The sequence below is a fragment of the Acidobacteriota bacterium genome (assembly GCA_016712445.1).
In the GTDB taxonomy this organism is placed as follows: Bacteria; Pseudomonadota; Alphaproteobacteria; order Caulobacterales; family Hyphomonadaceae; genus Hyphomonas.
Genome location: JADJRB010000002.1, coordinates 416,788 through 439,800, shown reverse-complemented (window position 1 = coordinate 439,800; position 23,013 = coordinate 416,788). Strand labels below are relative to the sequence as shown.

Sequence of the window (23,013 nt, the reverse complement as noted above, 5' to 3'; positions counted from 1 at the left end):
ATCACGCCGGCTTGCAGATGGGGCGATCACCGCCTTCGCGAATGAAGTCGATCAATTCCATCGCCAGCTTCTTGCCGGCAAATTCGCGCGCCGCGCGCTCAAGACGGTCCTTGAACAGATCATCGCCTTCGAACACGGCTTTGTAGGCCGAGCGGATTTCATGAAGGTCCGCCTTCGAGAACCCGCGCCGCTTGAGGCCAACCGTATTCAGGCCCGCTAGCTTTGCATGATTACCCACGACCGAGCCGAACGGAATGATGTCTTCCACAACGATGGCGCCGCCGCCGACGAAGGCATTGCGACCGATGCGGCTGAACTGATGGACCGCCGACAAACCGCCAAACCACACATTGTCGCCAACTTCGATATGGCCGGCCAGAGACACGTTGTTGGCCATCACGACGTTGTTTCCGATATGGCAGTCGTGCGCGATGTGCGCGCCGATCATGATGTAGCAGCCGGAACCTACACGCGTCATGCCGCCGAATTTCGGAATGCCGGAATGGGCCGTTGCATATTCGCGAAAGACGCAGCCGTCGCCGATCTCGAGGCGTGAGTCTGGCGGGTTGTGCAAGCCGATGACCTGGGGCCCGCCACCCAGCGCCGAGAACGGATGGAGGATGCAATCCTTCCCAAGCGTCGTTTGCCCGGTGACGCTGGCGTGCGACATCAGCTTTGTGCCGGCGCCGAGAACAGCCTGCGGGCCAACATGACAGAATGGCCCGATCGTTACGTCGTCGTGCAGGACGGCGCCTTCTTCAACTACGGCAGTCGCATGTACGGATGTGGTCATGGTTTTTCGTTACCAGCCGAACCGGCTGCGCGCCACTGGTCAATCGCGCTTCTTGGGGTTTGCCTGTTTGTTGATCCAGGCGACTTCCCGCATCCATTGGCGGATCGGTTTCGCGGGCGTGCCGCCCCAGGTTTCGCCGGCCTCAATATCCCTGAAAACGCCGGCTGAGGCCGCGAGGCTGACACCTTCGCCGAGCGTGACGTGATCCGCGACCCCTGCGCGGCCGCCGAGCATCGACCCATCGCCGATCCGGACCGAGCCGGATATACCGCCGAATGCCGCCACGATGACCGAGCGGCCGATCACCACGTTGTGGGCAATCTGGCAAAGATTGTCGATCTTTGTGCGCTCGCCGATGATCGTGTCGGCGAACACGCCCCGGTCGATGGTGGTATTCGCCCCGATCGTTGCGTGATCCTGCAGGATCACCCGGCCGAAATGCGGCGCGTCCTCGAGCCCCTCGGGCGTCGGCGTCACGCCAAAGCCTGCTTCGCCGATGCGGGCACCTGCCAGCAGCGTCACATGATCGCCAACCAGCGCGCAGTGCACCGTGACGCCGGCGCCGATATGGCAGTTACGGCCAATCTGTACGCCGGGCCCGATCACGGCATTGGGACACACCACGGTGCCCTCACCGATCGCGGCGCCGGCGCCAACGACGACGCCAGGGCCAATGGCGGCGTTGGAGTGGATCCGGGCACTCGGCGAAAGCGCGATGGCCTCCTGGCGCATGGAATGACGCGGCTGGAACAGTGCGCGCGCTATCCTGTTGTGGGCATGGCGCGGTGACTTCGACACGAGGCCGGATACCCCGTCGCCAAGGCGCGAGCGCGCTTCGGGAGTGACAATCACCAGCTTCAGGTTGGGACCGAACGGCGCCTGTCCTGCGCCATCACCTTCCAGAAACGCAATTTCACCATCGCGAGCGCTATCTGCCGCCGCCACGCCAGTGATTTCCAGCGCGGGGTCTCCGGCAAGTTCGGCGCCGGTCAGACCGGCGGCCGCTTCCAGCGTCAAAGCCCCCAATGACGCATAGAAGCGGGGGTCAACCGTCACGGCTTACTTCGGAGCGGGCGCGCGTTGGCGCACGACTGCGATGGACGGCGTTTTCTGGTCAAGTTTGGCGACGATGGCGGACGTCGCGTCGATCGAGTCGGTCGTGAACACAGCCTGGCTCTTCGACAGGACGACCTGCGCGTTCTTCTCTTTAACGACCTCGAGCAGCACCGGCTCAAGCGCCGTGTTGAAGTCCATGAACGACTTCTGCTCGGTGGCGGCGTACTCCTGCGAGAGCGTATTGCGCTTCGCGGCGAATTCATTCGCCTTTTTCTGGAAGTCCTCGATCTGCTTCACGAGCGCCGTGTCGGCAACCAGCGCTTCGCGTGTCTTGCCTTGAACCTTGGTGGCCAGCGCCTGGCGCTCCGTTTCGAGCGAGTCGCGCGAAGGCTTCAGCTCGGCGTTGATCTGGTTTTCGATGTTCTTGAGCTTCGTGAACATGTCCTTGCCTGCTTTGCTGTCGGCCAGGATCTTGCCTTCATCGATCGTGATGACGACCGTGCCTTGCGCCAGGGCGACGGGCGCCGCGACGAACAGGGAAGCCAGTGCCAGCGTGAACGCGGCCATTGCGGATTTGAGATAGGTCATTGGAGTTTCCTCGTTGGGGCTGCGAGATCAGAAATTTGTCGAAGTCGAGAAGCGGAACGACTGCGTCCGATCATATTCTTCCTTGCGGAGAATCTGGGAGAAGTCGAAGCGGATCGGACCAAACGGCGAGTCCCAGAACACGCTAAGGCCGGCCGATGCACGAAGCGAAGCGGCGTCCTTGGTGATCCGCACGGCGGAGGCGCCCGTCAGAAGCGACGACGCGTTGTCAATGAATATCGGATCGCTCTTGTCGACGTCTTCAAGAAGGCCAAGCGCACCGACGTCGACGAACAGGGCGCTCTTGATGCCATACTCTTCGGGCAGGAAGTTCGGCACCGTCAGTTCGAACGTACCTTGGTAATAGGCGTTGCCGCCAAGCGAGTTCAGCCTGCGCGTTTCGAGGACTTCACCCGTGTTCGGGTCGAACAGCCGGATGATCTCGCGCGGGCCAAGACCTGCGACGTCAAACCCGCGGAAGCTGTTACCGCCCCGGAAGAAGCGGTTGTTGATACGCACGCCTTGGGAATCGTCGAGCGGAAGGACGTATCCACCCGCAAACCGTGCGCTGGCGACGACATCACGCCAGATTCCGCGATACAGTGTGGCGTTCGTTTCAGTGCGAAGGTAGCGCACATCCCCACCAAGGCCGGCCACATCCTGGCTGAACCGGAAGTCAAAGCCGCGCGTCGGCGTGATCGGATCGTTCGTCTGATCCCAGAAGAAGTTGTAGCCGATGATGCTCGAAATATCGTTCCGCTCGGAGCGGCAGATTGTGTCGCGCAGCGTGTAGGCAGGATCGCAAATGTCGACGAGGAACTCGCCGGCAGCGAGGTCGCCGACTTCCGGGGCGCGGTAAACGTCGTCGGTCAGATCGTCCGGCGTGGATTGGCCGGCTGTCTGCGTAAAGGAGCGCAAGAGGACGCCGTTGGAGTCGATGATGACGTTGCGGTCGGCAATGTTCACATCATCCGATTGCAGACGATAGCTGAGGCCAAGCTGCATGCGATCCGTTAGCGGGAAGGCCATTCGGAGGCCGCCGCCGATCGTCTCACTGGTAAAGCCGGTGAACTCTTCGAAGTCCTGGCGCGTGGCGAAAAGGTCCACGCCAGCAGACAGATTGCGGTCGAGGAAGCGAGGTTCCGTGAAGCGCAGGTCGACGATCTGCTGACGATCCGACAAGGACGTACGCGCCACGACCGACTGGCCACGGCCGCGCAAGTTGCGCTGCGAGGCGCTGAGGTCGAACAGATAAGCATCCACCGAGGAGAAGCCGGCGGCGAAAGACAGCTCACCGGTCGACTGCTCCGTCACCTTCACATCGACGACCGTGCGGTCCGGTTCTTCGGCAGGCGATTCAACAATCTCGACATCCTTGAAGAAGCCGAGCGCCCGGATGCGGTTCCGCGAACGATCGAGAAGGATGCGGTTGAAGGCATCGCCCTCTGCAATGCGCAATTCACGGCGAATGACCCGGTCGAGTGTCTGCGTGTTGCCGACAATGTTGATGCGGTCGATATAGACACGCGGGCCTTCATCAATCGCGAATGTGATGTCGATACGGCCAGTTTCTTCGTTGACGCTGATCTGCGGCCGGATGTCGACGAAAGCGTAACCCGCCACGCCGGCGGCATAGGTGAGTGCGTCAATCGTGCCTTCGATCTGGTCACCGCGGAACAGCTCGCCTTCCTTCACCGGCACGACCGCCTGCAGGACGGCCGCGTCCAGCTTCTCAAGCGCTGTCTCGACCTTGATGACGCCGAAATCGTATTGGCGGCCTTCGTCAACCGTGAAGGTAACGTAGAAGTCCTTCTGGTCCGGCGTCAGTTCGGCGACAGCCGAGGTGACACGGAAATCGTAATAGCCGTTGTTCTGGTAGAACTCGCGCAGCTTTTCGCGGTCGTATTCGAGGCGGCCGGAATCGTAGTTGTCGTTCGAACTGAAGAAGCGCCAGAAGCGCGACTGGCGTGTCACGATTTCACTGCGCAGCCGCGAGTCCGAGTATTCCTTGTTGCCGATGAAGTTGATGGCGCGGACGCCGGTGACGGGCCCCTCGGTGATTTCGAAAATCAGGTCAACGCGGTTCTGCTCGAGCGGCTTGTACTGCGGCTCGACTTTGGCCGCGAACCGGCCCGACCGGCGATACATCTCAAGGACGCGCTGGACGTCGGCCTGAACCCGGGCTGCGGTGAACACCCCGCGCGGCGAGGCTTGCACTTCTTCGCGAAGCTTGTCGTCCTTGAGCGCGCGGTTACCCTCGAAGATCACTCGGTTGATGATCGGATTTTCGACAACCCGCACCACGAGATCGTCTTCGCGTCGGTCGATCGAGACGTCGGCGAACAGGTTGGTGGCGAACAGCGTCTTCAGCGACAGGTCGATACGATCAGGATCAAAAGCGTCGCCCGGCTCAAGCAGCAGGTAAGACTGGACCGTGCGCGCTTCGATACGCTTGTTGCCTTCAACAATGATCGAACGGATCGTGCCGCCGTAGCGTGCATCTTCCTGCGCATGCGCAGTTGTCAATTGGCCGCCAGCCCCGAGTGCCAATGCACTGGTTGCGAGAACTGTCGCTGCGAGGAAGTTACGCATTCTCAAAAACTCTTTCATTCCTGAAGCTGACCGCCGTCAGCTGGTTCCCCGTCCGAAGACGCCGGTCTCGAGAATGTCCCCCCAAGTGATCACGATCACCATGGCCACCAAGACCAACACTCCCACACGCAGCGCCATCGCCTCAACTTGGCTTGGCATTTTTGAGCCTATCACTGCCTCGTATGCATGAAACACAACCCGCCCGCCATCCAGCACTGGCAGTGGCAACAGGTTGAAAAAGCCCACCCCGACCGAGATGGCAGCGCAGAGGCTGAGCAGCATCCAGAACAGGTAATTCAGCCGCTTGGACAGCGGCACATCCGGCCGGTCCATGGCATTGTTCACGATCCGGCGCGACACATCGGCAACGCCCACGGGGCCGGAAAGCGAGTTGAAGGACATCTTGCCGGTAACAATGCTGCCCAGCATCTTCACGGTCTGGTCCAGCGAGGAACCTGTCTGCTGCACACCCGCTACGACTGATTCGAGGGGCCCATAGCGGATGCGGGCGGTTTCCGCCGCAGGCGCGATGCTGAGCCCGACGGTGCTCTGCCGGGTCATCTGGCCAAACGGGTTCTCTCGCAAAACCTCGACTGGCGTCACAGAAATCACCCGTTCCGTGCCTTGCCGGTCAATCGTCAGGTCAACCGGCTCATTGGGGCTGAGCAGTATGGCGCTGATGAAATCGGAGGTGTTGCGAATGGGCTGGCCGTCGACTTTCAGGATCTGGTCGCCCTCAAGCACGCCTGCCTCTTGGGCCGGCATGCCCTCCAGCGTGGCCGCGACCCGCACTGGCTGTACCGCAACGCCGTGTACGCCCAGCGCCAGCGCAAAGATTGCCGCTGCCAGAACGAAGTTGGCAAATGGCCCCGCCAGCGAAATGACGATCTTTTTGAGCGGGCCGACATCGTCGAATGCAACGCCCACCGGTGCGCTCGCCTCGGGCGCCGCATCTTCCAGCGACCGTTTGTCGACAAAGGCCACGAAACCGCCGAGGGGGATCCAGTTCAACCGCCAGCGCGTGCCGCGCTTGTCGCGTACCTCGAACAGCGGTTTTCCGAACCCGACTGCGAACGACTCGGCGGCGACATTGAACAAGCGCCCCGCGAAGTAATGGCCAAGTTCATGCACGACGATCACGATGCCCATCAGGAACACCAGGCAAGCGATGAACAGTGGGCCTTGGCTGATTACGCCTTCCACGCTGTCATTCCTCCTGCCCGGCTCGGGGCTCGCTTCAGTTCATCTTCGGCAAGGCTGCGCCCGTACCCGTCCAGAAACGCTACTTCTTCCAGCGTCGTGCACTTGGTAGAGGCGAATTCCGACGATGAAAAGCGGTCCAGAGCGGCTTCCACAGCCCAAGCGATGTCCAGGAAGCCACATTGCCCCCCCACAAACGCCGAAACTGCTGATTCGTTAGCAGAATTTAATATGACAGGCCCAGCCGGCCCCATTCCGAAGGCGCGGCGCGCCAAGTCGATCGACCGGAAGCGTTTACCATCCACCGGACCGAACTCGAGCTGAGCGATCTGGGCAAGGTTCAGGCGTTCTACGGCTGTTTCGATACGGTCAGGCCAACCCAAAGCCAGCGATATCGGTGTCCGCATGTCGGGCGACCCAAGCTGTGCAATCACCGACCCGTCCTTGAAATGGGCCATTCCATGGATGATCGACTGGGGATGCACCAGGACATCCACTCGCGCCGCATCGACCCGGAAAAGGATGGCGGCTTCGATCAGTTCCAGCGCCTTGTTCATCAGCGTGGCACTGTCGATCGAAATCTTGACGCCCATGCTCCACTTCGGATGGGCCGCAGCCTGCGCAGGGGTCGCGCGCGCCATATCCTCGAGGCTGGACAGGCGGAATGGTCCGCCGGACGCGGTCAGCGTCAACGTTTCAAGCGAGCGGCCGTCTCCGATGCATTGGAAAATGGCGCTATGCTCTGAATCTACTGGTAAAACGGACACCCCTGCCCGCTCAGCGGCGTCCAGCAGGATCGTGCCGGCGCAAACCAGGCTCTCCTTGTTCGCCAGCGCGAGATGGTTGCCCGCCTTGACGGCCGCCATGGTCGACTGAAGGCCCGCCGCGCCCACGATGGCGGCAAGGAACCGGTCGCAGGGGCGCGTCGCCGCCTCCACCAATGCCGCCTCACCACCCGCGCAGGCGATGCCGCTGCCGTCGAGCCTCGCTCTCAGCTCCGGCAATTGACGCTCGTCCGCGATCACTGCGACTTCGGGCCGGAGTTCAAGCGCCTGTGACGCAAGCGCCGAAGCGTTGCGTCCGCCGGCGAGCGCTACGAACGAAAATCGGGGTGCGTCACGGTTAGCATGGCGTATCACGTCGATCGCTGATTGGCCGACGGAACCCGTGGACCCGAATATGGAAATGAGCCGCGTGCCTGTCATCCTTCAGAGACCTAGCAGGCGTGGAACGTCCGGAACACTCAGAAATATCAACGTTGCCGTTATGCTGACGGCCCCGAGGCCGTCCACACGATCCAGAAGGCCTCCATGCCCAGGCAGGATGGAACCGGAATCCTTTACCTGGAAGCGCCGCTTCAGGCCGCTTTCGAAGAGGTCGCCCAACTGGGCAACGACCGACACGGCCATTCCCGCCACGATCCAGGGACCGGGCGGCGTGTCCTGCCAGCCTGCGGCGACGTAGCCGCACACCGCACAGGCGATCACCGCCGAGATGGCGCCGCTCCAGGTCTTATTGGGGCTTTCCTTCGGCAACAGCCGCGGGCCGCGGATCATGCGCCCGAAGAAATACGCCGCCGCATCGGAGGCCCAAACGAAAGACATCAGGTAGATCGCGGCATCCTGCCCCTGCCAGGGACCTTCGCGGAGCATGTAGAGCCCGAACACCATGGCGAAGACGTAGACAACCCCGAACACGCTGGTCAGCCGCGCAGCAAGGACGCGCGGCGGCGACAGGGCAGCAAGCACCGCGGCGGCACAGAGCAGTCCAATGCTGACACGGGCATCCTCGACTGCCAGCGCGAACCCGAAAAGTCCGGCAATTCCGGCCAGCAAAGCCGCATTCGGCGTTGCGCTCATGGTGCACCACTCATGCATCATGACGGCGCAAAAGGCCGCGCACCCCAGCGCCAGCCACCACGATCCCGACCAGACAGCAAACAGCGCGAATGGAATGAGGATCAGGGCGGTCAGCAGGCGCAAAGGTAACTCGGAGAACCGCTTGTCAGCGGGTGTCCAATCGCCCATCAGCCGGCTCCAGGTGCCACGGCGCCGAACCGGCGTTCCCGCTCATGATACCGCGAGATGGCGCTTTCCAGATGCGCGCGGTTGAAGTCGGGCCACATCACATCGACGAATAGCAGCTCGGCATAGGCGGCCTGCCAGAGCAGGAAATTGCTGATGCGGTGCTCGCCGCTCGTGCGAATGACAAGGTCGGGATCGGGCAGCCCGCGCGTGTCTAGGAACGCTTCGAAGCCGGCTTCGGTGAGCTCGCCCGAAATTTCGCCGGCTGCAATCGCCTGCGCGTAGGCGGCCGCCGCCCGCAGGATTTCGTTCCGGGATCCGTAGTTGAATGCGATCGTCAGGTGGAACTTGGAATTGGTCTCGGTTTCCGCCTCAGCCCGGTCGACGAGCTCCGCGATGTCTGGCGGCAGTCCGGCGCGCTGGCCGATGACACGGATGCGAACGCCGTCCTGTTTCAGCCGCGCAAGGTCGCGCTGCACATAGGCCTTCAGCAATGCAAACAGCGTATTCACTTCTGCAGGCGGACGGCGCCAATTCTCGGTCGAGAAGGAAAAGACTGTGAGGTAGCGGATTCCGAGGTCGCCGGCCGCTTCCACCGTGCGCCTCAGCGCTTCAACGCCGCGCTCATGCCCGGCGGTGCGCGGAAGTCCCTTGGCCTTGGCCCAGCGTCCATTGCCATCCATGATGATGGCGACGTGGCGGGGGGCCGGCGGATCGCCACCGGCATGAGAGGGTTCAGGGGATGTCCCGGAGCGGGCCATTACACCTGCATGATCTCCGCTTCCTTGGCCTTCACGGCTTCATCGACGCGGTGGACATAGGTGTCCGTCAGCTTCTGCACTTCTTCCGACAGGCCGCGCGCAGCATCTTCGCTGATCTCGCCCGCCTTCTCCATCTTCTTGAGCGCATCCATGCCATCGCGGCGCACGTTGCGAACGGCGACGCGGGCCGCTTCAGCATACTTCCCGGCAATCTTGGTCAGCTCGACCCGGCGTTCCTCGTTGAGGGCGGGAATCGGGATGCGGAGTGTCTGCCCGTCCATGATCGGGTTAAGGCCGAGGCCCGACTCCCGGATGGCACGGTCGACCGCGCCGACCACGGACTTGTCCCATACGTTCACCGAGAGCATGCGCGTGTCGGTCACCGTCACCGACGCCACCTGGCTCAGCGGCGAGACGCCGCCATACGCTGGCACGTTGATGGAATCGAGCAGATTGACCGATGCGCGGCCTGTCCGCAGGCCGGAAAACTCGGTTGCCAGCGACGCCAGAGCGCCCTCCATCCGGCGTTCGATATCCTGCTTGCTATAGCTCATTCGCTCGTGCCTCCCTGCTGCGAGATCGTCGTGGAAGTTCCGCGCCCGCGCAAGACATTCGCCAGCGAGCCCTCTTCCTTCAACGAGAAAACGACGATCGGTATATTGTTGTCGCGCATCAGGCTGACCGCTGAAGGGTCCATGACGCGCAGGTTCTTGATCAGCAATTCGTCGTACGCGACCTGGTTGTAGCGCTTGGCGTTTGCATCGAGTTTCGGATCGGCGGTGTAGACACCATCGACCTGCGTTCCTTTCAGGAGCGCGTCGCAGTTCATTTCAATCGCGCGCAGCGCTGCGCCTGTGTCTGTCGTGAAGAACGGGTTGCCAATGCCGGCTGCGAAAATCACGACCCGGCCTTTTTCCATGTGCCGCTGCGCACGGCGGCGGATGTAGGGCTCGCAAATCGCGTCCATGCTGAGCGCCGACTGGACGCGCGTGGGCACACCAATGCTCTCGAGCACGCTCTGCATCGCAAGAGCGTTCATAACGGTCGCCAGCATGCCCATCGAGTCGGCTTGCGCCCGTTCCATGCCTTTTGCTGCGCCCGCAACCCCGCGGAAGATGTTGCCGCCACCGATCACCAGGCAAATCTCTGCGCCCGCTTTCTGCGCGTTGGCGATCGCGTGGGCGAAGGTCAGGCAAGTGGGAATGTCGATTCCGAACTGGCCGGACCCCATCAGGGCCTCTCCGGAAAGCTTCAGAAGCACACGGCGGTACTTCAACGGGGCCTTTTCGGGCTCATCTGCCGGCATGCTTGTCACCGATCATTCTCAACCTGGAACCAAAAAAATCCCGGCTGTGCGAAACCGCCAGCCGGGATTGTTCAAAGCCCCTCGCGGGGAGAAAGGCAAGCCTGATCAAGAGCCTTTTGTCATCGAGGCCACTTCGGCCGCGAAGTCGGATTCTTCCTTTTCGACGCCTTCGCCCAGCTTGAAGTGCACGAAGCCCTTCAACGTTGCGCCCTGCGCCTTCAGGAACTCACCGACGGTCTTGTCAGGGTCCATGATGAAGGGCTGCTCGACGAGCACCACTTCCTTGTAGAATTTCTGCATCCGGCCGACGATCATCTTCTCGATGACGGCGTCCGGCTTGCCGCTCTCGCGGGCCTGTTCGGTGAGCACGCGCTTTTCCGATTCGATCAGCGCCGGATCGAGCTCAGCCGTTGTGGCCGCTGCCGGCGAGGTCGCGGCGATGTGCATGGCAACCTTGCGGCCTGCATCGTCCAGGTCGCCCGAACCTTCCAGTGCGACCAGCACGCCGACCTTGCCCATACCGGGCGCGGCAGCGTTGTGGATGTACGACGCGACCTTGCCGGCCGACGTCAGTTTCGCAGAACGGCGGAGCGTCATGTTCTCGCCGATCGTGGCGATCATACGCTTCACCATGTCGTCGACCGAGCCTTCGCCATCCGGCGCAGCCGCAGCCGCGACGGCCGCAACCGAGCCGTCAGTCGATAGCGCGACGTTGGCGATCCCGTCGAGCGCTTTCTGGAAGCTCTCGTTGCGCGAGACGAAGTCCGTCTCGGCGTTGAGTTCGACGATTGCGCCCGACTTGCCGTCTGCCGAAACCTTCACCGCCACAAGGCCTTCAGCCGCAGCTCGGCCGGATTTCTTGGCAGCCTTGGACAGGCCTTTCGCGCGCAGCCATTCGATGGACGCAGCTTCGTCGCCGTTGTTCTCGACGAGCGCTTTCTTTGCATCCATCATGCCCGCGCCGGTCTTCTCGCGCAGTTGTTTTACAAGTGCCGCTGTAATCTCAGCCATGGCTTTGATCCTTCAGTTGAATTTTGCAGGCCGTCAGGCCCGGGTTCAGGCGTTGCCCGAAGCCGCTTCGTCGGCCACCGCAACGTCCGAGTCCGACATCGTGGAAACGTCCGACATGGCGCCGAGGTCAACACCGAGGCCGGCCGTCGATTCTGCGAGGCCATCGAGCACCGCGTCTGCAAACAGGTTGCAGTACAGCGAGATCGCGCGGGCCGCGTCGTCGTTGCCAGGGAAGCCGTAGTCAGCGTCGGCCGGATCGCAGTTGGTATCGAGAACCGCCACAACCGGGATACCGAGCTTGCGGGCTTCCTGCACCGCAATGGCTTCCTTGTTCGTGTCGATCACGATGATCGCCGACGGCAGGCCGCCCATGTCGGCGATACCGCCGAGGGCACGCTGCAGCTTTTCGCGGCGGCGCTGCAGATCGAGAAGTTCTTTCTTGGTGAGGCCCGAACCGCCAGCCGAGTCGAACATCGTGTTCAGCTCGCGCAGCTGCTTGATCGAATTCGACACGGTCGACCAGTTGGTCAGCGTGCCGCCGAGCCAGCGGTGGTTCATGTAGTACTGGGCGCAGCGCTGTGCGGCCTCAGCCACGGGATCCTGCGCCTGGCGCTTGGTGCCCACGAAAAGGATACGGCCGCCCTTGGCGACGGTGTCACGAACGAAAACGAGCGCCTGGTGCAGCGAAGGCACCGTGTGCGACAGGTCCATGATGTGGATGCCGGAGCGCTCGCCGTAGATGTACGGCTTCATGCGCGGGTTCCAGCGGTGGGTCTGGTGACCAAAGTGAACACCAGCTTCAAGCAGCTGACGCATAGAAAAGTCAGGTAGGGCCATCGATTTTCTCCATCCGGTTGGCCGTCGCAGGGTGGAACTTGGGGCAAAGCCCTTCGCACCGGATGCACCCGCGACATGGTTTCGAAGTGGGCTCCTATACAGCTTTTAAGGGGCCGGGCAAGCCCAAACCGCTGTAGATACGGGCGATCAGGCCGCCCGGCGCGGGATAACCCGCTCGACCCCCGGAATTTCCTTAAGGGCCCGCTGGGCTTTGAGGCTGATCGTATAGGTCTGCGGCAGCCGTACGGTGACCAGACGGCCGTCTTCCAGCGGCATTTCCAGCAGGATCGCGCCGCGATCCGGGTCCGGGAGGCCTTCCAGCCGGGTGCACACGCTCGCAAGTTCCGCAGGATTGGTCCCGGAAGACAACCGGACGACGAGCGACCCCGACGGTTTGGAGAGCCGGGCGGATTCCAGTTCCACGACCCGCTCAACGATCAGGCGGGTTTCTTCGCCGTTCATCTTCACCGAAACGGTCAGCGCAACGGCCTGGCCAGGTTTCAACAGGTCGCCGAACTGCATCAGTGCTTCGCTGTAGACGGTGACTTCCCGCTCGCCGGTGGGGTCCGAGACCGTGATGAACGAGAATTTCGAACCATTCTTGGCCGAGCGGTCGTTGCGCGCGCGCACGATACCGATCATTTCGAGCGGCCGCCCTTCCCCTGCCCGGTCTTCGATCTCCATCATCAAGGTAATCCGGTCACGGTCGAGCGACTCCAGCACGTCATCCAGCGGGTGGCCCGAGAAGTAGAAACCGATCGACCGGAATTCCTCATCCAGCTTCTGTTGCGCGGTCCAGGGGCGAGGGTTCGGCAATGGGGGGCGCAGCGCCGGTTCCGCATCTGCAAACAAGCCGCCCTGCCCGCCCTGCCGGTCGCCGGCTGAGCTTGTGGCATGTTGCGCCAGAACGCTTGAAGCCTCGAACACGCGCGCCCGGTTCTGTTCGAGCGGGTCGAGCGCCCCGGCCCGCGCGAGCGATTCAAACGCCTTCTTGTTGACCTGGCGCGGATCGATCCGCTCTGCAAAATCGTACAGGTCGGAGAATGGTCCGGATTCTGCGCGCACCTGCGCCACGTGTTTCATGGCCTCCACGCCAACGCCCTTCAGCGCGCCGAGCGCGTAGACAATCGCGCCTTCACGCACGTCAAAGTCTGCCCCCGAAGCGTTGATGTCGGCTGCCAGCACGGGAATGCGAAGCCGCTTGGCCTCCTGGAAGAAGGCGGCGAGCTTGTCGGTGTTGCCAATATCGAGGCTCATCGAGGCAGCGAGGAACTCGACCGGGAAATGGCATTTGAGGTAGGCGGTCTGATAGCCGATCAGCGCGTAGGCGGCGGCATGCGACTTGTTGAAACCGTAGCCGGCAAACTTCTCCATCGTGTCGAAGATTTCGTTTGCGAGCCGTTCGGCCATGTTCTTCGTCGCGGCTGCGCCTTCGACAAATCGCTTGCGCTGCGCGACCATTTCTTCGAGCTTCTTCTTGCCCATCGCGCGGCGCAGCAGGTCGGCTTCGCCAAGCGAGTAGCCGGCAACCTCCTGCGCCATACGCATGACCTGCTCCTGATAGACCGGCACGCCGTAGGTCGCCTCAAGAACGGGCCGCAGGTCCGGATGCTGGTAAGTCACCGAAGACGGATCTTCCTTGCCCTGAACATAAACGGGAATGTTTTCCATCGGGCCCGGACGGTAGAGCGAGATGATGGCGATCACGTCTTCGATGTTGTTGGGTCGCACGCGCCGCAGCGTATCGCGCATGCCCGATCCCTCGAGCTGGAACACGCCCAGGGTTTCGCCACTGGCCATCAGGTCATAGGTCGAGGTGTCGTCGAGGCTGCGCCAGGCAGGCCCCACCTCCCGCCCGCTCGCCTCGATGAACTTGAGCGCACGGTCGATTACAGTCAGCGTCTTGAGGCCGAGGAAGTCGAACTTCACGAGGCCGGCCATTTCCGCATATTTCATGTTGAACTGCGAGGCCGGCAGCTCCGCACGCGGATCATTGTAGAGCGGCACGAGATTGACAAGCGGACGGTCGGCAATCACCACGCCGGCCGCATGGGTGCCCGCATTGCGATAAAGCCCCTCCAGCGCCAGCGCGATTTCGATCAGCTCACCTACGCGCGCGTCGGCGGCGATTTCGTCGTCAAATTTCGGCTCGCCGTCGATGGCTTCCTGCAACGTGGGGGGCTTGGCCGGATTGAACGGGATAAGTTTCGCAAGCCGGTCAACCTGATGATACGGCATCTGCATCACGCGCCCGACATCGCGCACCACGGCTTTCGCTTGCAGGGTCCCGAAGGTGATAATCATCGCGACGCTGTCGGCGCCATATTTGTCGCGTACATACTTGATCACTTCGCCGCGACGCTCCTGGCAGAAGTCGACGTCGAAGTCGGGCATCGAGACGCGCTCGGGGTTGAGAAAGCGCTCGAACAGCAGGTCAAACCGGATCGGATCGAGGTCAGTGATAAGAAGCGACCAAGCGACCAGCGAGCCGGCGCCCGAACCCCGCCCCGGGCCAACCGGGATGCCGTTCGACTTAGCCCATTTGATGAAGTCGGACACGATAAGGAAGTAACCGGGAAAACCCATCCGCTCGATCACGCCGAGTTCGAAGTCGAGCCGGTCCACATAAACCTGCCGATCAGCATACAGCTGGTCGGCTTCTTTCAGGCGCAGCTCGAGGCCCTCGTGGGCCTGCAGGCGAAGTTCTTCGGGCTCGGACCGGCCGCCGTCGCTGAAGCCGGGCAGGATGGGGTTGCGCGTCTCGGCCCGCACGGCGCAGCGCTGTGCAATTTCAACCGTCGCGGCAAGGGCTTCGGGCAGGTCAGCGAACAATTCCCGCATCTCTTCGGGGGACTTGAGATACTGGCTCGGCTCGACCCGCTTGCGATCGTCCTGTCCGAGGTACTGCCCGTTGGCGATGCACATCAGCGCATCATGCGCAACCGCGTCGTCCGGCTTCATGAACCGTGCATCGTGCGTCCCGACGATCGGCAGGCCCAGCTCGTAGGCGAGTTCCAGCAAACCGGGTTCGGTCTTGAGTTCGGCTGCCGTGCCATGTCGCGTGATCTCGACATAGCAGCGGCCGGGATAGGCGCCGGCGAGCGTCGACAGCTCCGTACGCGCATCGGCCATACGGCCCTTCTGGATATGCCGTGCCACTTCGCCTTCGGCGCCGCCGGTGAGCACGATCAGTCCGTCCGTCTCTTCGAGCAGCAGCCGCTTGTGCAGCTTGGGCACCCCGTCCGGGGCGTCCATGAACGCCCGCGAGGACAGGAACATCAGCCGCTGATAGCCGGTCTCGTCCTGGGCGTAGAGCGACACCCGTGTCGGCTCGGACCGCGGCACGCCGTCCGTAATGTCGAAACAGCAAGCCATGATGGGCTGGACGCCCGTCTCAGCCAGCTTGAGCGACAGTTCAAGCGCCCCGAAGAGGTTGTTCCGGTCGGTGACAGCCGCCGCCGGTACCCGGTGCTTGGCGCACCATTTGGCGACATCCGACGGCTTGATCATGCTCTCGAGCAGCGAATAGCTCGAGCGGATCGCCAGGGGGATGAAAAGCGGGCTGTCCATGATCTTTTCTCCAGGACACCCAAAGTGTCACCGAATCACCCGGTTCGCCAATGGCCAATGGCCATGTTCCACAGGCTGTTACTCTGTGAAATCCACCAGCTTGCCGTCCTGAAGCGTCAGGACACGGTCCATGTGGCGCGTCAAGGCGAGGTTGTGCGTCGCCACCAGCACGCCGGCCCCCTCTTCACGCACCATCTTGATCAGCGTGGCGAAAACCCGTTCGGTGGTGGCCGGATCGAGGTTTCCGGTCGGTTCATCGGCGATCACAAGGCGCGGATCGTTGGCAAGTGCCCGCGCGATAGCGACACGCTGCTGCTCGCCACCTGAAAGTTGGCCCGGCTGATGATAGAGGCGTTCGGCAAGGCCCATGTCGTCGAGCAGGGACGCCGCCCGCTCCCGCGCCGCTTTTCGGCTCAGACCGGCGATCATCAACGGCATAGCGACGTTGTCGATGGCATTGAACTCCGGCAGCAGGTGGTGGAACTGGTAGACGAAGCCGATCTTCTTCCGGCGGATGGCCGTACGGCCGTTTTCGTTCAGCTCGAGACAGTCCACCCCGTCGAGCAGCACGTCGCCGCCCTCCGGCCGTTCCAGCAGTCCCGCGGTGTGCAACAAAGTCGACTTGCCCGAGCCCGAAGGCCCCACGAGACCGACCAGCTCGCCGGGCGCAATGCGCAGGTCCGTGCCGCGCAGCACAGGCAGCGCCCCCGCACTGGTCTTGTAGGTGCGCTCGATCGCCTTGAGTTCGAGGACTGGCACCGTGCTCATTCGAACCTCAGGGCTTTAACCGGATCCTGGGAAGACGCCCAGATGGCCGGGATCATCGATACGAACATCGACATGAACAGCGCATAGGCGCCCGTACTGAGCACATCGCTCCAGTCCAGGATCGCCGGCAGGTGGTCGAGGCCGTACTGTTCCGCCGGGAAGACTTCACCGTCGATGGCCATGTTGATCAGTGCTTCGATCGGCCCGATGTTCAGGATGAACAATATGCCGACGACCATGCCCAGCAGCGCGCCAAGCGACCCGAGAGCCGTGCCAACCATCAGGAACACCCGCAGCACGCCCGAACGGCTGAGCCCGATCGTCCGGAGGATCGCAATATCGCGCGTCTTGTTCTTCACCAGCATCACGACACCGACGATGATGTTGAGCGTGGCGATCATCATGATGATGGTCACAAGGAGGCGCACCATGACGCGCTCGGTACGCAGCGCGCCGAGATAGGTGCGGTTCTTGGTTTTCCAGTCGCGCAACATGAGGCTGTAGCCGGTCGCATCCGTCACCTTCTGCATTGCTGCTTCTGTCAGGTCCGGGTTCTTCACACGGATGTCGAGATATTGGTACCGGCCCTTGGACTGGAACAGGATCTGGGCCTGCTGCATGGGCATGAACACGTAGACGTTGTCGAGTTGGGCGCTCCCGGTACGGAAGATATCCCCGACAACATAAGACTTGCTGATCGGCGTCTGGCCGACCGGACCGGACCGCATCTGCGTGGTGACAATCTCGACCTTGTCGCCCACCCCCAGACCGAGATTGGCCGCAAGGTACTGGCCGATCATCACGATGTTGCCGCCATTGCGCCCTTCGCCGAAGCCGTTTGCGATGGCTGTGGCGCCGCCGTCCTTGAAGATCGGCATGGTCTTCAGGTCGGCCGGCGGAATCGCGCGCACCACGCCGCCAGTGCGCACACCGTTGGCCGAGAGCAGCACGAACTGCTCGATGTACGGTGAAACGCTGATCACGTCCGGGACCGTCCGGATCGTCTCGGCAAAGGCTTCCGCCTCTTCCTGCGGATATCCGTCAACCGCAGCGGCGATATGCGGCTCACCGCCAAGCAACGCATCCAGCAAGGTGGCCCGGAACCCGCTCATGATCGACATGGTGATGATGAGCGCTGCCACGGCAAAGAAGATGCCGACGAACGAAATCACAGCGATCAGGCTGGCACCGCCATGTTCACGGCGCGCGCGCAGGTAGCGCCAGGCGAGGGTTCGTTCGAGGCGGCCGAAAGGAGCAGCCGCCTTCGCGCCGCCATTGCTCACGCAGTGATCCTCCGGAACGCTTCCTCGACCGTCACCTCGACCTTCTCACCGGTCTTCCGGCGTTTCAGTTCGACGAGACCCTTCTCCAGTCCCTTGGGTCCGATCACGATCTGCCAAGGCAGGCCAATCAGGTCCATGCGCGCAAACTTGGCGCCGGCCCGGTCATCGGTGTCGTCATAAAGCGCGTCGATGCCTGCCTTGTCGAACTGTGCGTAAAGCTCCGTGCACGCCGCATCGCAGGCCGTATCACCAGCTCGCATGTTGATGATGCCAACCGTGAACGGCGCAACCGCATCAGGCCAGATGATCCCGTTTGAGTCATGGCTGGCTTCGATGATGCCACCGACGAGCCGCGACACGCCGATGCCGTAGCTGCCCATCTGCACGGGCACCATTTGGCCGTCCGGGCCCTGCACCACCGCGTTCATGGGCGCCGAATACTTGGTGCCGAAATAGAAGATGTGCCCGACTTCGATCCCGCGCGCCGAGACGCGGCGATCCTCCGGCAGCGCATTGAACGCCGCCTCGTCGTGCATCTCTTCGGTCGCGGCGTAATACTTGGTGCGCTGCTCAACCACCGGCACGAGGTCAGCGCTGAAGTCCAGGTCGAGCCCGGGCGCCGGCATGTCCAGTAGCTCCCGGTCGCAGAAAACGGCGCTTTCGCCCGTATCGGCCAGGATGATGAATTCATGGCTGAGGTCGCCGCCGATCGGACCGGTATCGGCGCGCATCGGGATCGCCGTCAGACCCATCCGGTCAAACGCATTCAGATAGGCGCAGAACATCTTGCGGTAGGCAACGCGCGCCCCCTCCTCCGTCAGGTCGAACGAGTAGGCATCCTTCATCAGGAACTCGCGGCCTCGCATCACGCCGAAGCGCGGGCGCACCTCGTCCCGGAACTTCCATTGCTGGTGATAGAGGTTCAGCGGCAGCTGCTTGTAGCTCTTCACATAGGTGCGGAACACGTCGGTGATGAGCTCTTCATTGGTCGGGCCGTAGAGCATCTCACGGTCATGCCGGTCCTTGATGCGCAGCATTTCCTTGCCATACGCCTCGTACCGGCCGGACTCGCGCCAAAGATCGGCCTGCTGCAGCGTCGGCATCAGCATCTCGATGGCGCCTGCCCGGTTCATTTCCTCGCGCACGATCTGCTCGATCCGCTTCAGCACTCGGTAGCCCAGCGGCAACCAGGAATAGACCCCGGCGCCATTCTGACGCACCATGCCCGTGCGCAGCATCAGCTGGTGCGACACGATTGCGGCGTCCGCCGGCGCTTCCTTGGAAACCGGCAAGAAGTAGTTCGACAGACGCATTCAGGGCTCTCTTTCGGGCAATTCAGACCGGGCTCACCTAGCCGGTCGGGGGCCTAGTAGGCAAGCAGGCGCGGGATGATCAGCGCAGCAAGGCCAGTGATCACCGCCGCCGCGATCGAAGCCCACAGCACCTTCTTCTTCAGCATGGGGTATTTCGGGGCGGCTTCCTCCGTTCCGGGGATCGTCGAGCCATCCTCCCACTGGCCCTGCACACCTATGGGCAGGACGGCGAAGAAGCTGATCCACCAGGCCAGGACGAATACGATGATACCCCCGGCTACCGACATCAGTGGTGACCCTTGGGTGTTTCCATCAGCTCAATCAGCACGCCGTTGGAGTTCTTCGGGTGAACGAAGATGATCATGGTGCCGTGCGCGCCGATACGCGGCTTGCCGAGCACGGTCGCGCCGCGCTTCTCCATTTCGGTCACCGCCTCGTTGATGTCTGCCACCTCGAAGCAGACATGATGCTGTCCGCCGGACGGATTCTTCTTGATGAAATTGGCAATCGGCGACGCTTCATTCAGCGGCTCGATCAGTTCGATCTGGCTGTTGGGCAGGTTGACGAAACAGACCTTCACGCCTTGTTCCGGCATGTCGAACGGCGTCGTGATGTCTGTTGCCCCGTAGAGCGTCCGGTAGGTTTCGCAGGCCTGCTCAAGGTTGGGCACGGCCACGCCGACATGGTTCAGGGGCCGATCTTGAATGCGCTCATCTTGTCTCAACTCCTCAATACGATCACTTCTATGAGTGGCTTTATTCCGAATTCAGCATCGCAAGCCTTCCGCAGGGCCCGGCCGACAATCTTCTCGACAACTTCGTCATCAGAGCGGTCGCGGCGCTTGATGCCTTCTAGCGCGCGCATTGCCGCTTCGTCCAAAGGTTCGAGGCTCTCGTCCGCGATGCGTCCATCGCTTTCCGACAGGCCTTTGACGGCGATGACCGGGCCATCGATGATCTCGCCCGAACTGTCGAGGCAGAGCGTCGCCAGGATCACCCCGCTGACCGACAGGCGCCGCCGCTGGATCAATCCTTCGGCCGCCTCCGGCACGAGCTTCGACCCGTCCAGCATCAGCCGCCCGGCCGGAACTTCGTCGACAATTTCAGCTTCTCCGGGCGCGAGCCTGATCAGGCTGCCATTTCGGGGCGTCAAGGCGGACTGGACCTGAAGCGATCGGGCGAAAGCTGCGTGTTCGACGATATGCCGCCGCTCACCGTGTACGGGCACCGAGACCCGCGGGCGAACCCATTGATACATCCGGCGCAATTCGTCCCGGCACGGATGGCCGGACACATGGATCGGCTCGTCCACCATGCGCGGCGTTATGATCCGGATGCCCTGCTCCGCCAGCGAATTCTGCAAGGCGTAAACCGACGATTCATTTCCGGGGATGAGGCGCGACGAGAAGATCACGGTATCATCTTCGCGCAGCACGACATTGCGATGGTCGCCCCGCGCGATGCGCGTGAGCGCCGCATTCGGCTCGCCCTGGCTGCCAGTGCACAGATAAAGGATATTCTCCGGCGGCAGGTATCCCGCTTCCGACTCGTCGATGAACTCAAGATTGGGCGGAAGAATGCCAACGGCCTTCGCGGCGCCGGTAATCTTGTGCATGCTGCGGCCAACGAGGCACACTTCCCGCCCCGCGCGCTTGCCTGCCTCGATGATCGACTTCACGCGCGCCACGTTCGACGCGAAAGTGGTGACCGCCACGGCGCCGGTCTGCTTGCCGATGAGGTCGATCAAACCCTGCCGCACGGTATCTTCGGAGCCGGACTCGCCACTCTCGAACACGTTCGTGGAATCGCAGACCATTGCCAGCACGCCCCGGTCGCCGAGCGCGGTGAGGCCCTCGATATCCGTCCGTGCCCCGATCAATGGTTCGGGGTCGATTTTCCAGTCGCCGGTGTGGAGGATCGTGCCAGCGGGCGTCTCGATGGCGAGCGCATTCGGCTCGGGAATGGAATGGGTCAGCGTGACATAGCGCACGGTGAACGGGCCCGCCGTGACACACGCACCCAGCGCAATGGTCTTGAGCCGCTTGGTGTCGGCGCCCCGCTCCTGCAACTTCCCGCGCGCCAGCTCGGCCGTGAACGGCGTCGCATAGATCGGCGCCTTCGTCCGCAGCAGGGGATACAGCAGACCAATCGCACCGATATGGTCCTCGTGCGCGTGAGTCAGGAAAATCGCGTCGATCTGCTCGCCGACCAGATAGGCCGGATCAGCGCAGATCAGGTCGATTCCGGGCGTGTCCGGCCCGCCGAACGTTACCCCCACATCGATCACGATCCAGCGGCGTGCGTGCGCCGGACCGTACCCGTAGGCATTCAGGTTCATGCCGATCTCGCCGCATCCGCCGAGCGGCAGGAATACGAGTTCGTCTGTCGTCGCAGCGCTATCGGGCATCAGGTCTCAACGATTCCGCTTCCAGACTTCCAGCAACCCGCGGATCAGGACATCCTGGTCATAATGGTCGATGGTTTCGCTCGCGCCTTCGAACAGGGAGGCAACGCCTCCTGTCGCAACGACGGTCATCGGCTCACCATACTCGGCTTTCACCCGGCGCACGAGCCCGTCGATCAGTTCAATATATCCAAGGAAAACACCGGACTGCATCGCTGAGACGGTATCCTTGCCAATCACATGCGCCGGCTTCTGGATGGCGATCCGGGGCAGCTGGGCCGCCGCCTCGTGCAGCGCGCGCATCGAAAGGTAGATCCCGGGCGAGATGATCCCGCCTTCAAATCCGCCATCCGCGCCGACGACGTCGAGCGTTGTGGCCGTCCCGCTATCGATCACGATCAGCGGACCGGGATACTTCACATGTGCGCCGAGCGCCGAGACGATCCTGTCCGCCCCCACCTGCTCCGGGTGGCGCACCCGGATTTCGACACCCGTCTTCAGGTCAGGATCGCCGATGAACATCGGCTCGATGTTCAGGTAGCGGCGGGCGAGGTTGCGGAAGTTGAACTGCGCCTGCGGCACAACCGTGGAAATCACGCAGCCTTCGGCCTTGGTCATGTCAACGCCGTGCATGTCAGCCAGCCGCCATAGCCACGAAGCATGGTCGTCAGCCGTCTTCGTCGAGTCGGTGGCGCTCCGCCAGCTATGGACCCAGTCCGCCCCGTCATGCAGGGCGAACACGGTGTTGGTGTTGCCAACGTCAATTGCGAGCAACATGGCTCTTCAGCTCCTGCGGATTTCTACTTCACCAGCCCTTATGGAACGCCGCGATCCATCCCGCAATCGAACGACGAGGGCGCCATCCTGCTCCAGATCCTCGAAAATCCCTTCAATTTCAACATCGCCCGCGCGAATGTGAAGGGACTCACCGAGCGCTTCCGCCCGTGCGAGCCAGTCGGACCGGATGCCTGCGAACCCGCCACGCGCCTGCCCCAGACGCCTCGCAAAGGCTTCGCGCAGGCTCTGGAACACCGCGTCCAGCCCCACCGAAGGCGGCATGCCGAGTTCAACCAGACTGGTCGCCGGCTGCGAGACGTTGTCCGGCAGGGCCAGCACGTTGAGGCCGATCCCTGCGGCGATCCAGAAATCGGCGCCGCTGCCCCCGGTCTCCACCAGGATGCCTGAGACCTTCCGCCGGTCGATGCGCACATCGTTCGGCCATTTCAGCCGCGCGTCCGCCTTGGGCGCATAGGCCGCGACCACATCGTGCACTGCCAGCGCGCACGCGAACGGAACGCGCAGCGCGACCGCCAACCCGCCTGGCTCCCGGAACAGCGCCGTCGCATAGATGTTTCCGGCTGGCGAGAGCCATTGGCGGTCCTGCCGGCCGCGTCCGGCTGTCTGCTGCGAGGCAACCAGCCACTGGTCATGGAATCCGGTCAAAACCCGGCGCTTGGCTTCGGTATTGGTGCTGTCGATCACGCCCATCTGGTAGACGGGCCAGGCCTCGC

General features: G+C 62.6%; 21 protein-coding genes. All 21 read right to left on the bottom strand.

What is annotated here, in order from left to right:
• Nucleotide 1: 1 nt before the first annotated feature.
• The 21 genes from lpxA to IPK75_14985 all read right to left on the bottom strand — a co-directional run bounded on the left by lpxA (nt 2) and on the right by IPK75_14985 (nt 22,990).
• On the bottom strand, nt 2-793 hold the full coding sequence (gene lpxA / locus IPK75_15085) for an acyl-ACP--UDP-N-acetylglucosamine O-acyltransferase (protein ID MBK8199674.1): 792 nt from the start codon (nt 791-793) through the stop codon (nt 2-4).
• 39 nt (nt 794-832) lie between these two features.
• Nucleotides 833-1,849, bottom strand: coding sequence for a UDP-3-O-(3-hydroxymyristoyl)glucosamine N-acyltransferase (lpxD, locus tag IPK75_15080; protein MBK8199673.1), 1,017 nt, complete (start codon nt 1,847-1,849; stop codon nt 833-835).
• A 3-nt stretch (nt 1,850-1,852) separates the two neighbouring features.
• A complete protein-coding gene (locus IPK75_15075) occupies nt 1,853-2,437 on the bottom strand; it encodes an OmpH family outer membrane protein (protein MBK8199672.1) in 585 nt (194 codons plus the stop codon).
• Nucleotides 2,438-2,464: 27 nt separating this feature from the next.
• Nucleotides 2,465-5,026 (bottom strand): outer membrane protein assembly factor BamA, encoded by a 2,562-nt coding sequence (gene bamA, locus IPK75_15070; protein MBK8199671.1) that lies wholly within the window; start codon nt 5,024-5,026, stop codon nt 2,465-2,467.
• Between the two features lie 36 nt (nt 5,027-5,062).
• On the bottom strand, nt 5,063-6,229 hold the full coding sequence (locus IPK75_15065) for an RIP metalloprotease (protein MBK8199670.1): 1,167 nt from the start codon (nt 6,227-6,229) through the stop codon (nt 5,063-5,065).
• On the bottom strand, nt 6,217-7,431 hold the full coding sequence (locus IPK75_15060) for a 1-deoxy-D-xylulose-5-phosphate reductoisomerase (GenBank protein MBK8199669.1): 1,215 nt from the start codon (nt 7,429-7,431) through the stop codon (nt 6,217-6,219). Before IPK75_15060 ends, IPK75_15065 begins: the two co-directional genes overlap by 13 nt.
• A gap of 3 nt (nt 7,432-7,434) precedes the next feature.
• Nucleotides 7,435-8,253 (bottom strand): phosphatidate cytidylyltransferase, encoded by an 819-nt coding sequence (locus IPK75_15055; GenBank protein MBK8199668.1) that lies wholly within the window; start codon nt 8,251-8,253, stop codon nt 7,435-7,437.
• Nucleotides 8,253-9,011, bottom strand: a complete 759-nt coding sequence (locus tag IPK75_15050) for an isoprenyl transferase (protein ID MBK8199667.1) — start codon at nt 9,009-9,011, stop codon at nt 8,253-8,255. The genes IPK75_15055 and IPK75_15050 overlap by 1 nt, the downstream gene beginning before the upstream one ends.
• Entirely contained in the window at nt 9,011-9,565 is a 555-nt protein-coding gene (gene frr / locus IPK75_15045; protein MBK8199666.1) for a ribosome recycling factor, read from the bottom strand. Before frr ends, IPK75_15050 begins: the two co-directional genes overlap by 1 nt.
• Nucleotides 9,562-10,317 (bottom strand): UMP kinase, encoded by a 756-nt coding sequence (locus IPK75_15040; GenBank protein ID MBK8199665.1) that lies wholly within the window; start codon nt 10,315-10,317, stop codon nt 9,562-9,564. The genes frr and IPK75_15040 overlap by 4 nt, the downstream gene beginning before the upstream one ends.
• Before the next feature lie 105 nt (nt 10,318-10,422).
• Entirely contained in the window at nt 10,423-11,328 is a 906-nt protein-coding gene (locus tag IPK75_15035) for an elongation factor Ts (GenBank protein ID MBK8199664.1), read from the bottom strand.
• Between the two features lie 45 nt (nt 11,329-11,373).
• Entirely contained in the window at nt 11,374-12,165 is a 792-nt protein-coding gene (gene rpsB, locus IPK75_15030; GenBank protein ID MBK8199663.1) for a 30S ribosomal protein S2, read from the bottom strand.
• A 147-nt stretch (nt 12,166-12,312) separates the two neighbouring features.
• A complete protein-coding gene (gene dnaE / locus IPK75_15025; GenBank protein MBK8199662.1) occupies nt 12,313-15,735 on the bottom strand; it encodes a DNA polymerase III subunit alpha in 3,423 nt (1,140 codons plus the stop codon).
• A gap of 78 nt (nt 15,736-15,813) precedes the next feature.
• Nucleotides 15,814-16,503, bottom strand: coding sequence for an ABC transporter ATP-binding protein (locus tag IPK75_15020; protein MBK8199661.1), 690 nt, complete (start codon nt 16,501-16,503; stop codon nt 15,814-15,816).
• The gene (locus tag IPK75_15015; protein MBK8199660.1) at nt 16,500-17,786 is read right to left on the bottom strand and encodes an ABC transporter permease; all 1,287 of its coding nucleotides are present in this window, start codon (nt 17,784-17,786) and stop codon (nt 16,500-16,502) included. The genes IPK75_15020 and IPK75_15015 overlap by 4 nt, the downstream gene beginning before the upstream one ends.
• Nucleotides 17,783-19,099, bottom strand: coding sequence for a proline--tRNA ligase (locus IPK75_15010; GenBank protein MBK8199659.1), 1,317 nt, complete (start codon nt 19,097-19,099; stop codon nt 17,783-17,785). Before IPK75_15010 ends, IPK75_15015 begins: the two co-directional genes overlap by 4 nt.
• Before the next feature lie 53 nt (nt 19,100-19,152).
• Nucleotides 19,153-19,386 carry a DUF1467 family protein gene (locus IPK75_15005; GenBank protein ID MBK8199658.1) on the bottom strand — a complete coding sequence of 78 codons (234 nt, stop codon included), beginning with the start codon at nt 19,384-19,386 and terminating at the stop codon, nt 19,153-19,155.
• Entirely contained in the window at nt 19,386-19,805 is a 420-nt protein-coding gene (gene mce, locus IPK75_15000; protein MBK8199657.1) for a methylmalonyl-CoA epimerase, read from the bottom strand. The genes IPK75_15005 and mce overlap by 1 nt, the downstream gene beginning before the upstream one ends.
• Nucleotides 19,806-19,819: 14 nt before the next feature.
• The gene (locus IPK75_14995) at nt 19,820-21,505 is read right to left on the bottom strand and encodes a ribonuclease J (GenBank protein MBK8199656.1); all 1,686 of its coding nucleotides are present in this window, start codon (nt 21,503-21,505) and stop codon (nt 19,820-19,822) included.
• A gap of 6 nt (nt 21,506-21,511) precedes the next feature.
• The gene (locus IPK75_14990; protein ID MBK8199655.1) at nt 21,512-22,279 is read right to left on the bottom strand and encodes a type III pantothenate kinase; all 768 of its coding nucleotides are present in this window, start codon (nt 22,277-22,279) and stop codon (nt 21,512-21,514) included.
• A 6-nt stretch (nt 22,280-22,285) separates the two neighbouring features.
• Nucleotides 22,286-22,990 carry a biotin--[acetyl-CoA-carboxylase] ligase gene (locus tag IPK75_14985; GenBank protein ID MBK8199654.1) on the bottom strand — a complete coding sequence of 235 codons (705 nt, stop codon included), beginning with the start codon at nt 22,988-22,990 and terminating at the stop codon, nt 22,286-22,288.
• Nucleotides 22,991-23,013: the final 23 nt, after the last annotated feature.